Annotated in this window: 19 protein-coding genes; 17 read left to right on the top strand and 2 right to left on the bottom strand. The window is 64.6% G+C overall.

Annotation, left to right across the window (positions count from 1 at the left end; genetic code table 11):
• The first annotated feature begins 32 nt into the window (after positions 1 to 32).
• The 17 genes from RBH77_RS16460 (at position 33) to RBH77_RS16535 (ending at position 16,205) form a co-directional block, all read left to right on the top strand.
• A complete protein-coding gene (locus RBH77_RS16460; protein ID WP_311032581.1) occupies positions 33 to 368 on the top strand; it encodes a DUF736 domain-containing protein in 336 nt (111 codons plus the stop codon).
• A 238-nt stretch (positions 369 to 606) separates the two neighbouring features.
• Entirely contained in the window at positions 607 to 1,146 is a 540-nt protein-coding gene (locus RBH77_RS16465; RefSeq protein WP_371832789.1) for a lytic transglycosylase domain-containing protein, read from the top strand.
• Positions 1,147 to 1,390: 244 nt separating this feature from the next.
• A complete protein-coding gene (locus RBH77_RS16470; protein WP_311028664.1) occupies positions 1,391 to 3,130 on the top strand; it encodes a relaxase/mobilization nuclease domain-containing protein in 1,740 nt (579 codons plus the stop codon).
• Positions 3,131 to 3,158: 28 nt separating this feature from the next.
• Positions 3,159 to 5,144: a conjugal transfer protein TraG gene (locus RBH77_RS16475; protein ID WP_311028665.1), complete on the top strand. Its 1,986-nt coding sequence runs from the start codon at positions 3,159 to 3,161 to the stop codon at positions 5,142 to 5,144.
• 6 nt (positions 5,145 to 5,150) lie between these two features.
• Positions 5,151 to 5,603, top strand: coding sequence for a CopG family transcriptional regulator (locus RBH77_RS16480; RefSeq protein WP_311028666.1), 453 nt, complete (start codon positions 5,151 to 5,153; stop codon positions 5,601 to 5,603).
• Positions 5,604 to 5,844: 241 nt separating this feature from the next.
• Complete coding sequence (locus RBH77_RS24010; protein ID WP_371832790.1) at positions 5,845 to 6,315, top strand: DUF5946 family protein; 471 nt, start codon at positions 5,845 to 5,847, stop codon at positions 6,313 to 6,315.
• A gap of 313 nt (positions 6,316 to 6,628) precedes the next feature.
• Positions 6,629 to 7,564, top strand: coding sequence for a P-type conjugative transfer ATPase TrbB (trbB, locus tag RBH77_RS16485; protein WP_371832791.1), 936 nt, complete (start codon positions 6,629 to 6,631; stop codon positions 7,562 to 7,564).
• Positions 7,561 to 7,920 (top strand): TrbC/VirB2 family type IV secretion system protein, encoded by a 360-nt coding sequence (locus tag RBH77_RS16490; RefSeq protein ID WP_311028668.1) that lies wholly within the window; start codon positions 7,561 to 7,563, stop codon positions 7,918 to 7,920. Before trbB ends, RBH77_RS16490 begins: the two co-directional genes overlap by 4 nt.
• Positions 7,917 to 8,198, top strand: a complete 282-nt coding sequence (locus RBH77_RS16495; protein ID WP_311028669.1) for a VirB3 family type IV secretion system protein — start codon at positions 7,917 to 7,919, stop codon at positions 8,196 to 8,198. The genes RBH77_RS16490 and RBH77_RS16495 overlap by 4 nt, the downstream gene beginning before the upstream one ends.
• A gap of 10 nt (positions 8,199 to 8,208) precedes the next feature.
• Positions 8,209 to 10,647, top strand: a complete 2,439-nt coding sequence (gene trbE, locus RBH77_RS16500) for a conjugal transfer protein TrbE (RefSeq protein WP_311028670.1) — start codon at positions 8,209 to 8,211, stop codon at positions 10,645 to 10,647.
• A complete protein-coding gene (gene trbJ, locus RBH77_RS16505) occupies positions 10,644 to 11,408 on the top strand; it encodes a P-type conjugative transfer protein TrbJ (protein WP_311028671.1) in 765 nt (254 codons plus the stop codon). Before trbE ends, trbJ begins: the two co-directional genes overlap by 4 nt.
• Before the next feature lie 10 nt (positions 11,409 to 11,418).
• Entirely contained in the window at positions 11,419 to 11,754 is a 336-nt protein-coding gene (trbK-alt, locus tag RBH77_RS16510; RefSeq protein WP_311028672.1) for a putative entry exclusion protein TrbK-alt, read from the top strand.
• 4 nt (positions 11,755 to 11,758) lie between these two features.
• Positions 11,759 to 13,111, top strand: a complete 1,353-nt coding sequence (gene trbL, locus RBH77_RS16515) for a P-type conjugative transfer protein TrbL (protein ID WP_311028673.1) — start codon at positions 11,759 to 11,761, stop codon at positions 13,109 to 13,111.
• The gene (gene trbF, locus RBH77_RS16520; RefSeq protein WP_311028674.1) at positions 13,111 to 13,791 is read left to right on the top strand and encodes a conjugal transfer protein TrbF; all 681 of its coding nucleotides are present in this window, start codon (positions 13,111 to 13,113) and stop codon (positions 13,789 to 13,791) included. The genes trbL and trbF overlap by 1 nt, the downstream gene beginning before the upstream one ends.
• Positions 13,792 to 14,766: a P-type conjugative transfer protein TrbG gene (trbG, locus tag RBH77_RS16525; protein ID WP_311028675.1), complete on the top strand. Its 975-nt coding sequence runs from the start codon at positions 13,792 to 13,794 to the stop codon at positions 14,764 to 14,766.
• Positions 14,766 to 15,965, top strand: coding sequence for a TraB/TrbI/VirB10 family type IV secretion system protein (locus RBH77_RS16530; protein ID WP_311028676.1), 1,200 nt, complete (start codon positions 14,766 to 14,768; stop codon positions 15,963 to 15,965). The genes trbG and RBH77_RS16530 overlap by 1 nt, the downstream gene beginning before the upstream one ends.
• 3 nt (positions 15,966 to 15,968) lie before the next feature.
• Entirely contained in the window at positions 15,969 to 16,205 is a 237-nt protein-coding gene (locus tag RBH77_RS16535) for a DUF2274 domain-containing protein (protein WP_311028677.1), read from the top strand.
• A gap of 81 nt (positions 16,206 to 16,286) precedes the next feature.
• Here RBH77_RS16535 and RBH77_RS16540 read toward each other — a convergent pair whose 3' ends face one another.
• Positions 16,287 to 17,309, bottom strand: a complete 1,023-nt coding sequence (locus tag RBH77_RS16540; protein WP_311028678.1) for a LysR family transcriptional regulator — start codon at positions 17,307 to 17,309, stop codon at positions 16,287 to 16,289.
• A 104-nt stretch (positions 17,310 to 17,413) separates the two neighbouring features.
• A complete protein-coding gene (locus RBH77_RS16545; protein WP_371832792.1) occupies positions 17,414 to 18,856 on the bottom strand; it encodes an L-serine ammonia-lyase in 1,443 nt (480 codons plus the stop codon).
• Between the last annotated feature and the right edge of the window lie 34 nt (positions 18,857 to 18,890).

Consider the following 18,890-nt stretch of genomic DNA (forward strand, 5'->3'; position numbering starts at 1 on the left):
ACGTCCTCTTCACCGCTCAAAGGGAGTTTTCAATGCCACAGATTGGAGAGTTTACACGCACCAAGAACGGCTACACCGGCCATGTCCGCACGCTCGCAGTCAACAGCGAGATGGTGCTGATTCCGGCCGAGCATTCCGACGCCGAGAATGCGCCGGACTATCGCGTCCATCTCGGTGACAGCGACGGTCCCGAGATCGGAGCTGGCTGGAAGCGCACCGGCGAGAAGGCAGGCGATTACGTTTCCGTCCAGATCGACGACCCGACGCTGGGCCAGCCGATTCGCGCCAACCTGTTTCAGTCGGGCGACGCGAGATCCGTCTGGGGCTTGCACTGGAGCCGCCCGCAGAAGCGGCCGGAGCGGGACTGAAGTGATGGTCATCCGCTCGATCTCGCGGAGACGGAGTGAGGCGGCCGGGCGAGCGACGCTTGCCCGGCGCCTTGCCGCTCTTCTCCTTTCCGGCCTGCTAATCGTCGGGCCATTCACTGCCGCAGCGCATGCTCAGGACGCCACCGTCGCGCGCGCTCAACGGGCGCAACCGATCGCCAACTACATGACGGAGGCAGCGCGACGCTTCGGCGTCCCAGTTGCATGGATACGCTTGGTCATGGGCGCCGAGAGCGCGGGCGACGTGCGCGCGGTCTCTCGTGCGGGTGCTATGGGCTTGATGCAGATCATGCCCGATACATGGCCTGAGCTGCGGGCTCGCTATCGTCTCGGCAGCGATCCCTTCGACCCACACGACAATATCCTCGCTGGCACCGCGTATCTACGCGAACTGTATGACCGCTATGGCTCACCGGGCTTCCTCGCGGCGTACAACGCAGGCCCTCAGCGATATGAGGAATACCTCGCGGGCGTTCGCGCGCTGCCAGCCGAAACGCGCGCCTATGTCGCTTCGCTCGCGCCCCATATCGGCGGCAAGCCGCTCGATGACGCCGCCACGAATGCACCCGATCCGCTCGCGTGGACCCGTTCCCCTTTGTTCGTCGTGCGCGGGAACGGCAGCACGAATGCAGGACCATCGCAAGAACAGCGCGCGCCCGGTGACGATGCGACGACACCACGAGCGCATGACGCGGCATCGCTTTCACCGCGCTCCACGAGCCTCTTTGTCGCGCAGGCAAGTCCGGACCCGCAGCAATGAGGCGCCTGTTGCCAGATCGCGGTGTAGCGAGCCCCAGCGCACCAGAGAGTGTGGTGAGGCGGGAGCACGCAAACACAACCGCACGATGGCAGGATAAAGGGGCGCGATGTGCGCGCCAGGACGGTTGTGCTTTTTCAATAGGTTACATCCCGAAACCGCGAGGTGCGCCGTCCCGGCGCAGCCTGCGGCTTCGGCGCTTTCTCAATGAATTCCGTCGCTTGGCGCGATGTGCGGGACCGCGGCCATGAGCGCCGAGGACGACTTCCGCATCCGGCCCGGCCGCATCCGCTCCACCCGCGCGCAGCGAGCGCGACCCTTCATCGCGCAGGCGCTCGCCGCCGCCCAGCGAGCTGGCGGCTCCATCTCCCACAAGGGGACGATCGGCCCCGGCCATCGCTCCCGCTTCGGCCGCGGCCAGCGCGCCTCGGTGCAGGCGATCCGCCTCATTACGTCGCGCTCGCGGGGCGCCGTGGTGAAGGCGCGTGTCGTCCGCCACAGTGCGCGCGGCGCACCGCTCGCTACGCATCTCGGCTACCTGCGGCGCGAGGGCGTCACCCGGGACGGGGAGAAGGCCCAGCTCTTCGGTCCCGGCACCGTCGAAGCCAACCCGAAGGACTTCGCCGACCGCTGTGCCGACGACCGCCATCACTTCCGCTTCATCGTGTCACCGGATGACGCGATCGAGATCGCCGACCTCAAGCAGTTCACGCGCGACCTGATCGGCCAAATGGAGAAGGATCTCGGGACCAGGCTCGACTGGGTCGCCGTCGATCACTGGAACACCGAGCACCCGCACGTCCACCTGATCGTCCGCGGCGTTCGCGACGACGGCGAGAACCTCGTGATCTCACGCGATTACATCAAGGAGGGCATGCGCGACCGCGCGCGCGACCTGATCACCCAGGAGCTTGGCCCGCGCACCGACCACGACATCCGCACCACCCTGGAGCGCCAGATCAACGCCGAGCGCTGGACGAACTTCGACCGCCAGCTCAAGCGCGATGCATACCGCACGGGCGTCATCGACCTCGCGCCGCGCGCCGACCGCCAGCCCGACGAATTCCATGCGCTGAAGGTCGGCCGCCTGCGCAAGCTGGAGACACTCGGTCTCGCCGATCAGATTGGACCGGGCCAATGGGTGGTTTCCGAGACGGCCGAGAAGAGTTTGCGGGAGCTCGGCGAGCGCGGCGACATCATCAAGCGCATACATCACGGCCTCGCCGAGCGCGGCATCGAACGCGGCGCGGCGAGCTACGTGCTGGCCGGTGAAAGCCTGGACGAACCGATCGTCGGACGCTTGCTGGCGCGTGGGCTCGACGACGAGCTCAAGGGCAGCGCCTTTGCGATCGTCGATGGCGTCGATGGCCGCACCCACCACATTAAGCTCGCCGATCTCAACGCGGCTGGGGATTCTGCGTCGGGCTCGATCGTAGAGCTGCGCCGGTTCGACGACGCCCAGGGCCAGCGGCGCGTCGCGCTTGCTGTACGATCGGACCTTCCCCTCGAGCAGCAGATCACGGCCAACGGGGCCACCTGGCTCGACCGCCAGGCCATCGCAAGCGAACCGGTCCCACTCGGCGGCGGTGGCTTCGGCGCCGAGGTCCGTGACGCGCTTAACCGCCGCGCGGAGCATCTCATCGGCCAAGGCTTTGCCGAGCGGCAAAGCCGTGGTGTCAGCTTCAGCCGCAACCTGATCGAGGCACTGAGGAGTCGCGAGCTCGACGCCCTGCGCGAACGTCTGACGATCGAGACCGGCCAAGCGGCGGTCAAGGCTGGCACCGGCGAATACGTTGCCGGCACCTATCGCCGCCGCTTCGATCTCGCCTCCGGCCGGTTCGCCATGCTCAACGACGGCCTTGGCTTCCAGCTCGTGCCGTGGTCGCCGTCCCTCGAGCAGCATCTTGGACGACACGTCGCCGGCGTCGCGCGCGGCGACGGCAGGATCGATTGGAGCTTCGGCCGCAAGCGGGGGATCGGCCTGTGACGACGCAATCGGACAGGAGGGTCGTGTGATGTCCGCAACCAAGATTCTCTGGGGTCAGATTCTCGTCGTCGCGCTGATCATCCTCGCCACGACGTGGGGCGCGACCGAGTTGACCGCTTGGCGATTGGGCTTCCAGGCGCAGCTCGGCGAGCCATGGTTCGTGGCCTTCGGCTGGCCGGTCTACTATCCGCCAGCGTTCTACGCCTGGTGGTTCTTCTACGACGCCTATGCGCCTGCGATCTTCGTCGAGGGCGCCTACATCGCGGCGTCGGGTGGTTTTGTCGCAATCGCAGTCGCGATCGGCATGTCGGTGTGGCGGGCGCGCGAAACCAAGAACGTCGACACCTACGGCTCAGCGCGGTGGGCCCGGCCAGACGAAGTGGAGGCTGCGGGGCTTCTCGGTCCTGACGGCGTGGTGCTCGGCAAGCTCGGCCGCGACTACCTGCGGCACGATGGACCCGAGCACGTCCTTTGCTTCGCGCCGACCAGGAGCGGCAAGGGTGTCGGCTTAGTCATTCCATCGCTGCTGACTTGGCCGGGCTCGGCAATCGTTCACGACATCAAGGGAGAGAACTGGCAGCTCACGTCCGGCTTCCGTTTGAAGCATGGCAGGGTCTTACTGTTCGATCCGACCAACGCCAAGTCTTCCGCTTACAACCCGCTGCTCGAGGTCCGGCGCGGCGAGTGGGAGGTCAGGGACGTCCAGAACATCGCGGACATACTGGTCGATCCGGAGGGCTCGTTGGACAAGAGGAACCATTGGGAGAAGACCTCGCATGCGCTGCTCGTCGGCGCCATCCTCCACGTGCTCTACGCGGAGGAGGACAAGACGCTGGCAGGAGTCGCGTCCTTCCTTTCCGATCCCCGCCGCCCGATTGAATCGACGCTCGCCGCGATGATGAAGACCCCGCATCTCGGCGAGGCCGGACCGCATCCGGTCATCGCGAGCGCGGCGCGGGAGCTGCTCAACAAGTCGGACAACGAACGCAGCGGCGTCCTGAGCACGGCCATGTCGTTTCTAGGTCTCTATCGCGATCCTGTCGTCGCCGCCGTCACACGCCGCTGCGAGTGGCGCATCACCGACATCGCCGGAGGAGCGCAGCCGACAACGCTTTATCTCGTCGTGCCGCCGTCGGACATCGCGCGCACCAAGCCTCTGATCCGCCTGATCCTCAACCAGATCGGACGCCGCCTGACCGAAGATCTCCATGCGAAGTCACGCCGCCACCGCCTGCTTCTCATGCTCGACGAGTTTCCTGCGCTTGGCCGTCTCGACTTTTTCGAGAGCGCGCTGGCGTTTATGGCTGGATATGGGTTGAAGGCGTTCCTGATCGCGCAAAGTCTCAACCAGATCGAGAAGGCCTACGGACCCAACAACTCAATCCTGGACAATTGCCACGTCAGGGTTTCGTTCGCCACCAACGACGAAAGAACCGCCAAGCGGGTCAGCGATGCGCTCGGCACCGCGACGGAGCTACGCGCGATGCGCAACTACGCGGGTCACCGGCTGAGCCCCTGGCTCGGGCACCTTATGGTGTCGCGCTCCGAGACGGCCCGGCCGCTGCTTACGCCCGGCGAAATTATGCAACTTCCGCCGGCCGATGAGATCGTGATGGTCGCGGGAACGCCGCCCGTGCGCGCGAAGAAGGCGCGCTATTTCGAAGACCAGAGATTTCAGGCGCGCGTCTTGGCGCCGCCGGTCCTGACGAAAGTGGATGACGAGCGGTCGAATGACTGGGCCGGCCGGCCCCTGCCGCCACGACCTCTGCAGGAGGTCGCACCGCCCGTGAGCGATACGGACGATGAGGACACGACCGGCTCCGAGAAGCGACGCCAACCGGAGCTCGAACGCGCAGCACCAATCGAGAGGAAGCCGCCGATCGACAACGAATTCGAGATCGATCCGAACGACGACGAGCCGGACGATGCCGCGCGGCTGAGCCGCATGAACCGTATCGTGCAAGCCGTAGCGCGTCAGGTGTCGCTCGATCCCGACGATGGCATGGAGCTTTAGTACGCCATGGCGAATGCGAACAAGAAGCGACGGCTTTCCGTCTATCTTGAGCCGGGCGTGACCAAGGCGCTCGCCGAATACGCCGCGCTGCGTGCGCAACCCCGCTCTCTCATTGCCGAGGCGGCTATCGCGTCATTCCTGTCTCCCGACGCAGCGGAGCGCCAGGAGGCGGCGCTCACCAAACGGCTTGATCAGCTCGACCGACGCACCGCGCGCCTGGAGCGTGACCTTGGCATCGCGGTGGAGACGCTCGCGGTCTTTGTCCGCTTCTGGCTGACCACCAACCCGCCGCTGCCCGAGCCTGCGCAGGCGGCCGCACGCGCACAGGCCAGCGAGCGTTACGATGACTTCGTCGCGGCGCTCGGTCGGCGACTCGCCAAAGGTCCAAAGCTCTGGCGGGAGATATCAGACGATGTGGGTCTTGCTCCGGGCGTGGATCAGGTCCCCACAGAGGGTTAGGCACACATCGCTCGACCTAGGGATCTGGCGATGGTCGTCCGACCGGTAGCATTCGGATGTTACTGGCCCGGGGTCGGTTGCTCCGCTTAGTGTGCCCCTCCGGACCTCGAATGCCTTTTGCGGTTCTCGCTTCGTTGATGCCGATCCAAGTTTCTCCCGAAGTTGTCCCGAAATGTTGGTCCATAGAGGAAAAGGACGTGTTTATAGTGGTGCCGATTTCGAGATGGATTGGAGAGCGGTTATGAAGGAAAGATGTGATGGATGCGGCCTTGAGATCGAGGGAGGTCGCGAGGCCTGTCAACGCCTGTTTGATTCTCGTGCGAGCCTAGAGATGAATGACTATCGCTACGCTCGTCTTCATCGACTGGTCGTTGATTGCTATTGCCTCCAGCATCCTCAGCAATACTGCGTGTCGGCGAAATCGCTCATGGCGCATTTGGCGGGGCTTTGCGTCGCCATCGAGATGAACGGCGAGCAAGACGCCTATCGAGCGTTACAAAAGTCGCTCAATGGGAATCCCTCTCTGGTCAAGCCGATGCTTCCCGAGACAAGAGGTAGCTACACGATAGCCGATGTCCTAAATGCATCGGACGCCGACGACTATGCGGACTGTGTCAATCAGTGGGCTAACCAAGTGTGGCGCGCCTATCAGCCGATTCAAGGGTGGGGACGCGATTGGCTCGGACGCACGTGTAGTAGCCGACTGCGATAGCCGGTCATCGCAGCCATCCAGGGGCGTCTTTTAGGGTGCACAAGGCTCCAGCAAGAACTCTCCGGCGACGTTCCAACCGAGCCGTGTAACGAATCGGCGCGATCACGCAGCTCGCAAGTCGTTAGCGACTTCGCCGTTTTCCTGTATTTCTACGCCACACTACGACGACCTTATCAGGGTTGTTGCGCCGCCCAATTTTCTGGCTCTTCTACTCATCCCCAATCGAGGGTCGCTTTGAAGCGGTCCCACACAGAACGGGGACGAAGTGGCGGTGTCATTCCAACAATCCGAAGCGTTCCTTCGCGGCACACGCATGCTGCGCACGGCCCTCGGCCCGGCCATTGCCGGCTTCCTGGAAGACCCTTCGATCGTCGAGGTGATGCTCAATCCCGATGGGCGGCTCTGGATTGACCGACTCTCGGAAGGTCTGGCCGACACGGGTGAGCACTTGTCGCCTGCCGACGGCGAGCGCATCGTTCGGCTGGTCGCCCATCATGTCGGTGTCGAGGTTCACACCGGAAGCCCGCGTGTGTCGGCGGAGCTGCCCGGAACGGGAGAGCGTTTCGAGGGCCTGCTGCCGCCGGTGGTGGCCGCCCCAGCGTTCGCGATCCGGAAGCCGGCGGTCGCCGTGTTCACGCTTCAGGACTATGTGGCCGCCGCAATCATGACGGGCGACCAGGCGGAGACACTTCGCCGTGCGGTCACCGATCGCCGCAACATTCTCGTCGCCGGGGGAACGAGCACCGGCAAGACCACGCTCACTAATGCGCTCCTCGCAGAGGTGTCGAAGTCCGCCGATCGCGTCGTTCTCATCGAGGACACGCGCGAGCTTCAATGCGCGGCGCCGAATCTTGTCGCGATGCGCACCAAGGACGGCGTCGCCACGCTGTCCGATCTGGTGCGATCTTCTCTGCGCCTGCGGCCCGACCGCATTCCCATCGGCGAGGTGCGCGGCGCCGAGGCGCTGGACCTTCTGAAAGCTTGGGGCACCGGACATCCCGGCGGGATCGGGACGATACACGCCGGCACCGCGATCGGTGCGCTCCGCCGTCTCGAGCAGCTCATCCAGGAGGCCGTTGTCACGGTCCCGCGCGCGCTGATCGCCGAGACTATCGATCTCGTCGCCGTGCTGAGTGGGCGCGGCGCTGCCCGCCGTCTCGCCGAGCTCGCCCGCGTCGAGGGCCTCGGACCCGGCGGCGACTACAGCATCACCCCCGCAACACCAGGCACAGCAGGAGATCACGCATGACCGCGGCTCGACAGCCATCATTCAAGCAACGCCTTTTCGCCGGCTCGGTTCTTGATCGGATCGGCACCATTGGCCTGACCGCGGCGGGGTTTCTCTACGCTGCGCCAGCCTATGCCAGCGGCTCGTCAATGCCCTGGGAACAACCGCTTCAGCAGATCCTGCAATCGATCGAAGGCCCGGTGGCGAAGGTCATTGCCGTGATCATCATCATCGTCACCGGCTTGACGCTCGCCTTTGGCGACACCAGCGGCGGCTTCCGCAGGCTGGTGCAGATCGTGTTCGGCCTGTCCATCGCGTTCGCCGCGAGTTCCTTCTTCTTGAGCTTCTTCAGCTTCGGCGGCGGAGCGCTGGTATGACCACGGGTGTCATCGACGGCGCCGAAGTGCCCGGCTTCTCGGTGCCGGTGCATCGGGCGCTGACCGAACACATCCTCCTCGGCGGTGCGCCGCGTTCGATCGCTATCCTCAACGGCACGCTCGCGGCCGCGCTCGGGCTCGGCCTGCGCCTCTGGCTCCTCGGCCTCGGCTTGTGGGCGGTCGGCCATTTTGTGGCCGTCTGGGCGGCGAAGCGCGACCCGATGTTCGTCGAGGTGACGCGCCGGCATCTGCGCGTTCCCGGCTTCATGGGCGTGTGAGGCGGCCGAGATGATGAACCTCGCAGAATATCGCCGCACCTCCTCGCGCCTCGCCGATTTCCTGCCCTGGGCAGCGCTCGTCGGAGAGGGCGTCGTCCTCAACAAGGATGGCAGCCTCCAGCGCACGGCACGCTTTCGCGGACCCGACCTCGACTCCGCCGTGCAGGCCGAGCTCGTTGCGGTTGCCGGTCGCCTCAACAACGCCTTTCGCCGATTGGGCTCTGGGTGGGCGATCTTCGTGGAGGCGCAGCGCCACGGCGTGGGCGCCTATCCATCAGACCGCTTTCCCGACGCGGCGTCGGCCCTAGTCGACGCGGAGCGCAAGGCTGACTTTGAGGAAGCGAGCGCGCATTTCGAGTCGAGCTACTTCCTCACCTTCAGTTATCTGCCGCCGGCCGAAGACGCCGCCCGCGCCGAGAACTGGCTTTACGAGGGCAAGGCCAATCGAAGCGTCGATCCGTATGAAGTCCTACGCGGCTTCGTCGATCGCACCGATCGCGTGCTGCAGCTCATTGAAGCGTTCATGCCCGAATGCGCCTGGCTCGATGACGGCGAAACGCTGACGTACCTGCATTCGTGCATTTCGATCAAGCGCCATCACGTGCGCGTCCCCGAGACGCCCATGTATCTGGACGCGCTGCTGGCCGATCAGTCGCTCACGGGAGGCCTCGAGCCGCGGCTCGGCGACACGCATCTCCGCGTCCTCACCATCGTCGGCTTTCCGAGCGCCACGACGCCGGGAATCCTCGACGATCTCAATCGGCTCCCCTTCACCTATCGGTGGAGCACCCGCGCCATCCTGCTCGACAAGACCGACGCGACCAAGCTGGTGACCAAGATCCGCCGGCAGTGGTTCGCCAAACGCAAGTCGATTGCGGTCATATTGAAGGAGGTGATGACGAACGAGGCGTCGACGCTCCTGGATACAGACGCGGCCAACAAGGCGGCCGACGCCGATCTTGCGCTCCAGGAACTCGGCGCCGACTACGCCGGCGAGGCCTATGTCACTGCGTCGGTAACGGTCTGGGACAGCGACCCGCGTATCGCCGCCGAAAAGCTGCGGCTCGTCGAGAAAGTCATCCAGGGCCGCGACTTCACAGCGATACCCGAGACGATCAATGCGGTGGACGCCTGGCTCGGCTCGCTGCCGGGACATGTCTACGGCAACGTGCGGCAGCCGCCGATTTCGACGCTCAATCTCGCCCACATGATCCCGCTCTCGGCGGTGTGGGCGGGGCCGGAACGGGATGAGCACTTTGGTGCGCCCCCCTTGCTGTTCGGCAAGACCGAAGGGTCCACCCCGTTCCGGTTTTCGTTGCATGTTGGCGACGTCGGCCACACGCTCGTCGTCGGCCCGACCGGCGCCGGCAAGTCGGTGCTGCTGGCGCTGATGGCCCTTCAGTTCCGGCGCTATTCCGGCTCGCAAATCTTCGCCTTCGACTTCGGTGGCAGCATTCGGGCCGCAGCGCTGGCGATGGGCGGCGACTGGCACGATCTTGGCGGCGGCCTCACGGAAGGGTCCGCCGAGAGCGTCTCGCTGCAACCGCTCGCCGGCATCCACCATGTCCCCGAACGCGCCTGGGCCGCCGATTGGATCGTCGCGATCCTGATGCGCGAGGGTGTGGTGATCACCCCCGAAGTCAAGGAGCATCTCTGGACCGCACTGACGTCGCTCGCGAGCGCCCCTGTGGTCGAGCGCACGATCACCGGCCTCGCGGTGCTCCTGCAGTCGCACGATCTCAAGCAGGCGCTCCGGCCATTCTGCGTCGGCGGGGCCTATGGCCGGCTGCTCGACGCCGAGCACGAGCATCTAGGCGAAGCATCGGTCCAGGCCTTCGAGACTGAAGGCCTCATCGGGACCAGCGCCGCGCCTGCCGTGCTCGCCTATCTGTTTCATCGCATCGAGGATCGCCTCGACGGGCGGCCCACCTTGCTCATCGTCGACGAAGGCTGGCTCGCACTCGACGATGAAGGCTTCGCCGGCAAGCTCAGAGAATGGCTGAAGACGCTCCGGAAAAAGAACGCCAGCGTCGTCTTCGCCACGCAGTCGCTCTCGGACATCGACAATTCGCCAACCGCGCCGGCCATCATCGAGAGCTGCCCGACGCGATTGCTGCTCCCGAACGAGCGAGCGATCGAGCCGCAGATCACCGCGATCTATCGCAGGTTCGGCTTGAACGATCGCCAGATCGAAATCCTCGCGCGCGCGATGCCGAAGCGCGACTACTACTGCCAATCGCGACGCGGCAACAGGCTCTTCGAACTCGGCCTCTCCGATGTCGCGCTCGCTTTGTGCGCCGCATCCTCCAAGACCGACCAGACCGCCATCGAGCGCATCGTCGCCGAACATGGCCGTGAGGATTTCCTCCCGGCATGGCTGTGCCTGCGCGGCGTCGAATGGGCCGCCGAGCTCATCCCAAACCTCACCAACCTGGAGACTTCACCATGATTGTCCGTCGTTCGCGCGCGGCACTTCTTGCCGCCACCGCTCTTTCGCTTCCGCTTTCGTTTTCGCCGGTCCTGGTCGCGCCGGCCGCAGCGCAGTGGATCGTCTACGACCCGACCAACTACGTGCAGAACGTGCTGCAAGCGGCGCGCGCTCTGGAACAGATCAATAACCAGATCACCTCACTCCAGAATGAATCGCAGATGCTGATGAATCAGGCCCGCAATCTCGCGAGCCTGCCGTATTCGTCATTGCAGCGCCTTCAACAGTCCGTTCAGCGCACGCAGCAACTCCTCCGCCAGGCACAGAACATCGCTTTCGACGTCCAGCAGATCGATCGCGCCTTCCAGACCACCTACGGCAGCGCCTCGCTCTCGGCATCGGATCAGCAGCTCGTCGCAGATGCACGCACGCGTTGGCAGAACACCGTCGGCGGCCTTCAGGACGCGATGCGCGTCCAGGCCGGTGTGGTCGGCAACATCGACACGAACCGCATGGAGATGTCGGCTCTGGTCGGGCAGAGCCAGGGCGCCACGGGCGCGCTGCAGGCGACGCAAGCCGGCAATCAGATCCTCGCGCTCCAGGCGCAGCAGCTCGCTGACCTGACCGCCGTGGTCGCGGCCGATGGGCGCGCACGCGCCCTGGCCGACGCCGAGCGCGCAGCCGCAGCCGAGCAAGGGCGGGAACAGCGCCGGCGTTTCCTGGCTCCCGGGTCCGGCTATCAGCCCGGCAATGCCCGCATGTTCTCGAGCAGCGGCAACTGAGGGCGGCCCCGTGGACGCCAAGACCCTGGCCCGGATCGGAGCGATCGCGTTCGTCGCCGCGGCGATCACCGCAACGGTCATCGAGCTTACCCGGAAGGAAGAGCGGTCCGAAGTCACACCAGCGCGGCAAGAGCAGGTGCGTGCGTCCGACCCGCTGCAAGACGAGTTGTTCCGATGCCAGAGCCTCGGCGAGGCGGGACCTCGCGATCCGGCGTGCCTCCGTGCCTGGGCGGAAAGCCGCCGGCGATTCCTGATGCGTCGAACGAAACCTTCGACGAGCCCGTCGGGTGCGAGCCGGCCCACAAGCGAGACCCGCGGCGAAGGCGCCGCGCCGAGCGGCGAGTAGCGTCATGGGCGGCACCGGCGTCATCGACCATTTCCTCGAAGTCTTCACCCGCTATATCGACAGCGGTTTCGGACTACTCGGCGGGGAAGTTGCGTTCGTCGCGACGACGCTGATCGTGATAGACGTCACGCTCGCCGCTCTCTTCTGGAGTTGGGGCGCCGACGACGACATCCTCGCCCGGCTGGTCAAGAAGACCCTGTTCGTTGGCGTGTTCGCCTACCTCATCGGCAACTGGAACAACCTCGCGCGGATCGTCTTCGAGTCCTTCGCCGGCCTGGGCCTGAAGGCCAGCGGGACGGGCTTCTCGACCGCCGATCTCTTGCGCCCAGGCAAGGTCGCGCAGACCGGCCTCGATGCCGGTCGGCCGTTGCTCGACTCGATCAGTGGGCTGATGGGCTATTGGTCGTTCTTCGAGAACTTCATCCAGATCGCATGCATCTTTCTCGCCTGGGCGCTCGTCCTATTTGCGTTCTTCATCCTAGCGATCCAACTCTTCGTCACGTTGATCGAATTCAAATTGTCGACGTTGGCGGGTTTCGTCCTCATTCCGTTCGGGCTGTTCGGACAGAGCGCGTTCATGGCCGAACGCGTTCTCGGCAACGTGATCAGCTCCGGCATCAAGGTGTTGGTGCTCGCCGTCACCATCGGTATCGGCTCAACGCTGTTCTCCGAATTCACGACCGGATTCGGCGGCGCCAGCCCGACCATCGACGATGCAATGGCGATCGTCCTGGCCGCGCTCTCACTCCTTGGCCTCGGGATCTTCGGTCCCGGAATCGCCAATGGCCTGGTCAGCGGCGGCCCGCAGCTCAGCGCCGGCGCGGCAGTCGGCACAGGACTCGCTGCTGGCGGTGCAATGGTCGCGGCAGGTGCAGCCGGCGGACTTGCCTTGCGCGGTGGCGCGGCCGCGATCTCAGGCACCGCCGCCGCAGCGCGCGGAGGGGCCACGCTCGCTGGCGGCGCAGTCACGGCTTACAGCCTGGGCGCTGCCGGACAATCCGGCGCGGCCGGCGCCGCCTTCGGTCTTGGCGGCGTCGCGCGAGCTGCCGGCGGCGCAGCCGCCTCGCCACTCCGCCGCGCTGCAGGCCGTGCTGCCGACAGTATGAAAGAGAGCTTTTCCGCGGGCGGCCGGGCCGCGTTCGAGGCGACCGGAGGCTCCTCAACGATGGGCACGATCGGCGGCGGTGACCCCGCTGCGGCCACGAGCGCTGGGACGCAGGAACCACCCGGCTGGGCCCGCCGCATGAAGCGCTCGCAGCAGCTCAATCACGGCGTCATGGCCACCGCGCACGCAATCCGCGCCGGCGACAGCCATCGCGGCGGCAGCTCCGTCAACCTTTCCCAGCGAGACCAATGATGTTCAAGCGACCTTCCACCCATTACGGCAAGACCCCCGAGCCCGAGACGCCGTATCAGCGCGCCGCACAGGTCTGGGACGAACGCATCGGCTCGGCACGCGTGCAGGCGAAGAACTGGCGGCTGATGGCTTTCGGCTCGCTGGCCCTGTCGGCCGCTTTTGCCGGCGCACTCGTCTGGCAATCGGCGCGCGGCACGGTCGTGCCGTGGGTCGTGCAGGTCGATAATCTCGGCCAGGCCCAGGCGGTGGCGCCCGCGGTAGCCGATTATCGGCCGACCGACCCGCAAGTCGCCTTCCATCTCGCACGATTTATCGAGCAGGTCCGCTCGATCCCGGCCGATCCGATCGTGGTTCGGCAGAACTGGCTTCGCGCCTACGACTTCACGACTGACCGCGGCGCCGCGGCTCTCAACGACTACGCGCGCGCCAACGACCCGTTCACCAAGATCTGGAAGCAACAGGTCGCGGTGGACATCTCGAGCGTCATTCGAGCGTCCCCCGACAGCTTTCGCGTGGCCTGGACCGAGCGGCGCTACGACAACGGCCAGCTCGCATCGACCGAACGATGGACCGCGATCCTCACGATCGTGGTGCAACTGCCGCGAGACGCGGAGCGGCTGCGCGCCAATCCGCTGGGCATCTACGTCAATGCGATCAATTGGTCGCGGGAGCTGGGGTAAATGAATCGAGAGAACGTCCGAGCCGCAAAGCCGGCTCTCCGTAAATCCGCAATCCCTGCGGCGCTGCTGACGGCCACGCTGCTGAGCGCATGCGCCATGCAGAGGCCGCCGCAGATCAGCTACGATTCCGATGTCCCGCCATTGCCCGCCGTCCCGGCGGCAATCGTCGACGAACGCCCGCGGCCGCTTCATATTCCGCCGGCCTGGTTACCCAGTCACGGCGGCACAGCCGCCAATTCACCATCGGCTCGCGTGACGAATGCGAACGCCGCCGCGCGCGTCGAGCCGCGTCGCGAGGGCTATTACAACGCCATCCAGATTTATCCCTGGTCGGAAGGCGCGCTCTATCAAGTCTACACGTCCCCGGGACAGATCACCGACATCGCGCTTGAGCCTGGAGAGAGCCTGACGGGCGCCGGGCCGATCGCCGCGGGCGACACCGCGCGGTGGATCATCGGCGACACCGAGAGCGGATCGGGGTTTACGCGCCGCGTACACGTGCTCGTGAAGCCGACTCGTGCCGACATCACGACCAACCTGGTCATCACCACCGACCGCCGCATCTACATGCTCGAGCTGCGCGCCGGCGCCAATCCGTACATGCCGGCCGTGGCATGGGCCTATCCGCAACGTCCTGGTTCGCGTCAGGGTATCCCGGCGACGCCGGTCATCCCCGCCGCCGCGGCGCGTAACTACCGCTACGCATTGAGCGGCGACAATCCGCCGTGGCGCCCGATCGCCGTCTACGACGACGGAAGGCGCGTCTACATCGAATTCCCGGGCGGCATCGTCCAGGGCGAGATGCCGCCTCTGTTCGTCATCGGCTCGGAAGGCGAGCTTCAGATCGCGAATAGCCGCATCTACCAGAACATCCTGATCGTCGATCGCCTCTTCGGCGCCGCCGAGCTTCGCCTCGGCAGCGGTGATCGCCAACAAACGGTCAGGATCTCGCGCAGCGACGGGAGGCCATCGTAATGACCGAGTCTGACAACCTTGGCCGCCCCGACACGGAACAAGGCCCGCGCGATTCCGCAGCGCCTATGCGACTGCGGGGCGATCCGCCTCGCGTCACCCGGCTGTCCCGCAGAGCCCTGGCGGGGATCGGCTTGCTAGCGTCGATTGGCCTTGGCGGCGCTCTCATCTACGCGCTGCAAACCCGCAACGCCGGCCCCCGGAATGAGGAGCTCTATTCCACCACGAACCGGCCCACAGCCGATGGCCTTGCGGGCCTGCCACGCGACTATATCGGCCCGCGCCTAGGTCCGCCCCTACCTGGCGATCTCGGACGCCCCATTCTCGACGCCCAGAAACGTGGCCAACCAGTCGTTCCTCCGACCATCCAGCCGACCGTGGACGCCGCGGAGCAGCGTCGTCTCGCCGAACAGGAAGCCGCACGTACGAGCCGTGTCTTCTTTCAGACCGAAGCGCGGGCAATCCCCGCTGCCCCCGTACCTGGCGGCGGTGCCACGAACGCAAACCTGGCCGGCCTCGGGCTTCCCGGCCAGTTCAACATGCCGACGGCACAAGAGCGCGCGCAGGATCGGCAACTCGCCTTCCTCAACGCCGCCGCCGATCGCCGTACCGTCGCGCCGGATCGCGTGATGCCGCCGGCCTCGCCCTACGTCCTGCAAGCCGGCGCCGTGATCCCCGCGGCGTTGATCACCGGCATTCGCTCCGACCTTCCCGGCCAGATCACGGCGCAAGTGACCGAGAACATCTACGACAGTCCGACCGGCCGGCTACTGCTCGTGCCCCAGGGCACTCGGATCATCGGCCAGTACGACAACGCCGTGCAGTTCGGCCAACGTCGAGTGCTCTTGGTGTGGAATCGTCTGATCATGCCGAACGGCCACTCAATCGTCCTAGAGCGCCAGCCGGGGGCGGACGCGGCGGGATATGCCGGCCTCGAGGATGGTGCCGACTACCATTGGTGGGACCTCGCCAAGGCGGCCGGCCTCTCCACACTCCTCAGCGTCGGCGCCGAACTCGCGATCGATGACGACGATCGATTGCTGCGCGCGATCCGTAACGGTGGCCAGGACACGATCAACGACGCCGGCCAGGAAATCATCCGCCGGCAGTTGAACGTCGCGCCGACCCTGACCATCCGGCCTGGCTTTCCAGTCCGCGTGATCGTCACCCGCGACCTCGTCCTCGAACCGTATGGGAGATGATCGATGGCGAAGCTTAGGATTGGAGCACTTGAAGACGACAAACCGGTCAAGGTGACGTTGGAATTGCCGGCAGCAGTCCATCGCGAGCTCCTCGCCTACGCCGAAGTCCTTGCCCAGGAGACAGGCAGACCTGTCTCCGATCCCGTGAAGCTAATCTCCCTAATGATCCAGCGCTTCATGGCCGCCGATCGAGGTTTCGCAAGGGCGCGTCACGCAAAGAAGACGCAGAGATTGTCGTGACCTGCCGCGGCAAGTCGTTCCTCTCTCGGAGATTACAAGCGGTCCGCAACAGAAACGTCGCGTGGAGTGGCCGCCATTATCTCATATCGCGCGCGATGGCTCGCGGCGTTGCCCTGAAGGCGCGTCGGTCCTCGCTCTCTTCAAGATCCGGGCCAGGCTCACGAAACGACGCAGCGCGGGATTGTCATTGCTAGGCGACCAGACCCCAACACATGGCAGCATGTCGCCCTGCCCTACGATCGGCCTAAAAGCAACGTCGCGAAATGGGGTAGCTGTGGTCGACTCAGTTGTCAGGGTGGCGCCAAAGCCCATGCCCACCAGATGGATCAGACTTTCTCTGCAAACACACAAGCGCCTTACGTTCGGATGAACACCGAGTCTTGCCAATCGCTTTATCAGATAATCGTGAATATCCGGACCCGGCTCGTCACGGCTTACAATAAAGCGTTCGGCGCGAATGTCTGACCAATCAACGGCATGGGCGAGCGCAAGTGGATGCTTGGCAGGTAGGACACAAAATACTCTCTCGTGCCACCACACTTCGGCTTCGCAATCCACGAGCTCCGGCATTCCGGTGAAAAATGCAATATCTATCCTTCGGTCCCGTATTTGTCGAAGGTGGTCTGGCCTAGCTCCATAACTCAACTCGATTGCCACGGCTTCGTGGGCGCGTGCGAACTCTGTGACAAGCTCACGAAGAAAACCTGACGCCAACGAGCAGAGGAAACCGATCCGTAAGCTTCCTCGAGAGCCAATGCCAGCGTTTCGCGCAGACTTCATGGCATAATCGAGATCGTTCAGTGAGGCTCGGGCCTGGCAAATGAATTCCGTGCCGGCCCGTGTAAGTCGGACGCCCGCGTGGTGGCGTTCGAATAACGATACGCCGAGTTGGTCTTCTAATCCCCTGATTTTGCGGCTAACCACGGACTGGTTGACGCCGAGGACGACAGCTGCCCGATGAAAGCTCAGCTGCTCCGCCGCCACGATCGAATGCCATATCGAGCGAAAATCGAGATTCGCAGCGAGACCGGCGAGCAGAGAAGGGTTGGTTGAAGGATGAGTGTCGCTCTCTCGCCTCTCAGTTGGCTCAGAGTTCCTATCCATCCGTGGTCTTCGCGACTAATCGCGCCTCGAATATGGTCGGCCGGATCGCCGCTGATACAGTCGATGCAAACGTCAATGTGACAATCGGCCTGTCTGCCACGGCGTCAGCATTCGGGAACGTTAGCCGCGAGCCCGCCGCGCGAAGTCTCCCGATATTTGGAATTCATGTCGGCTCCGGTTTGCCGCATCGTCTCGATCGCCTGGTCGAGCGAGACCCGATGAGATTCGGTTTCCTGCATCGCCAGCATTGCAGCTGCGACTGCCTTAACGGCGCCAAATGCATTTCTCTCAATGCAGGGAATCTGAACGAGCCCTCCCACAGGATCACATGTCATGCCCAGGTGATGTTCAATCGCAATCTCTGCTGCATTTTCGGCCTGTTCGTTTGAGCCGCCCAGGGCTGCAACAAGCCCCGCGGCAGCCATCGCAGCAGCGGAGCCGACTTCTCCCTGACAACCCACCTCCGCACCTGAAATCGAGGCATTGAGTTTGATGATCGCGCCAACGATCGTGGCTGCCAGAAAGAAACGTCGAATACCCCCCTGGTCGGATCCTGCACAGAAGTCGCGGTAATATCGAAGAACTGCTGGCACGACACCAGCGGCTCCGTTCGTCGGGGCAGTTACTATGCGGTGCCCCGCGGCGTTTTCCTCGTTGACGGCCATCGCGAAGGCCGGAAGGAAATGAATTGCTGCGTTCGACGCTGCGCCCTTTTCCTCGCTGCCGCGCGAGAGTTTCGCAAACAATGCGCGCGCCCTGCGCTGGACGCGCAATCCGCCTGGGAGCTCGCCTTCGGCGGCGAGCCCGCGCTCAATGCATTCAAACATCGCGCTCGCGACATCATCGATGGCCTTATAGGTCATCGCCCGCGGTCGTCGCGCGTCTTCATTGGCCGCCGCGACGTCGACAATCGAACACTTGCGGGATCGGCAAAGCGCCAGGAGCTCACTTGCATGAGACACATCAAAGGGCAGGACAATTTTTGGCGTCGTTGATATGATAGCACCGTCGAGTTCTACGAACCCTCCACCGACGGAGTACCAGAGTTCCGACACCAGCCGGCTGGCGGCGTGGTCGAATGCTTCAAACAGCATCGCATTAGGATGCCGGGAGAAGCGCCTGGACTTGTCGAAGACAATATCACGCCTCGCGTCGAACGGGATCGGTAGTCCCTCGGGCGGCGCAATCGCGCCTGCCTCGTCGATAGCCTTCAATAACAGGTCCGCCCGTTCCGGGGTAACAGTCTCCGGCAACTGGCCGGCAAGCCCCAGGATGATCGCACGATCGGTCGCGTGCCCCTTTCCCGTCCATGCCAGCGAGCCAAACGCCGTCGCCTGGAGACGCCGGACATCCCCCAGGGTTGGACCCAGCCCCGTGATGAAACGCGCCGCAGCTGTCATCGGCCCCATCGTATGCGATGACGACGGTCCGATGCCGATCTTGAATAAATCGCACAGCCCAACCAGCACTTGACTGGAAGCCTGCGAGGAGCGTCGCGATGCTCGCTTCTCGCCGGGCTGGTCGGTTTTCGCACCTGTATTCGCCATGAGATGACGCCGACCTTTATCGCCAACGCGGGCT

The organism is Mesorhizobium koreense (genome assembly GCF_031656215.1).
Taxonomy (GTDB): domain Bacteria; phylum Pseudomonadota; class Alphaproteobacteria; order Rhizobiales; family Rhizobiaceae; genus Mesorhizobium_L; species Mesorhizobium_L koreense.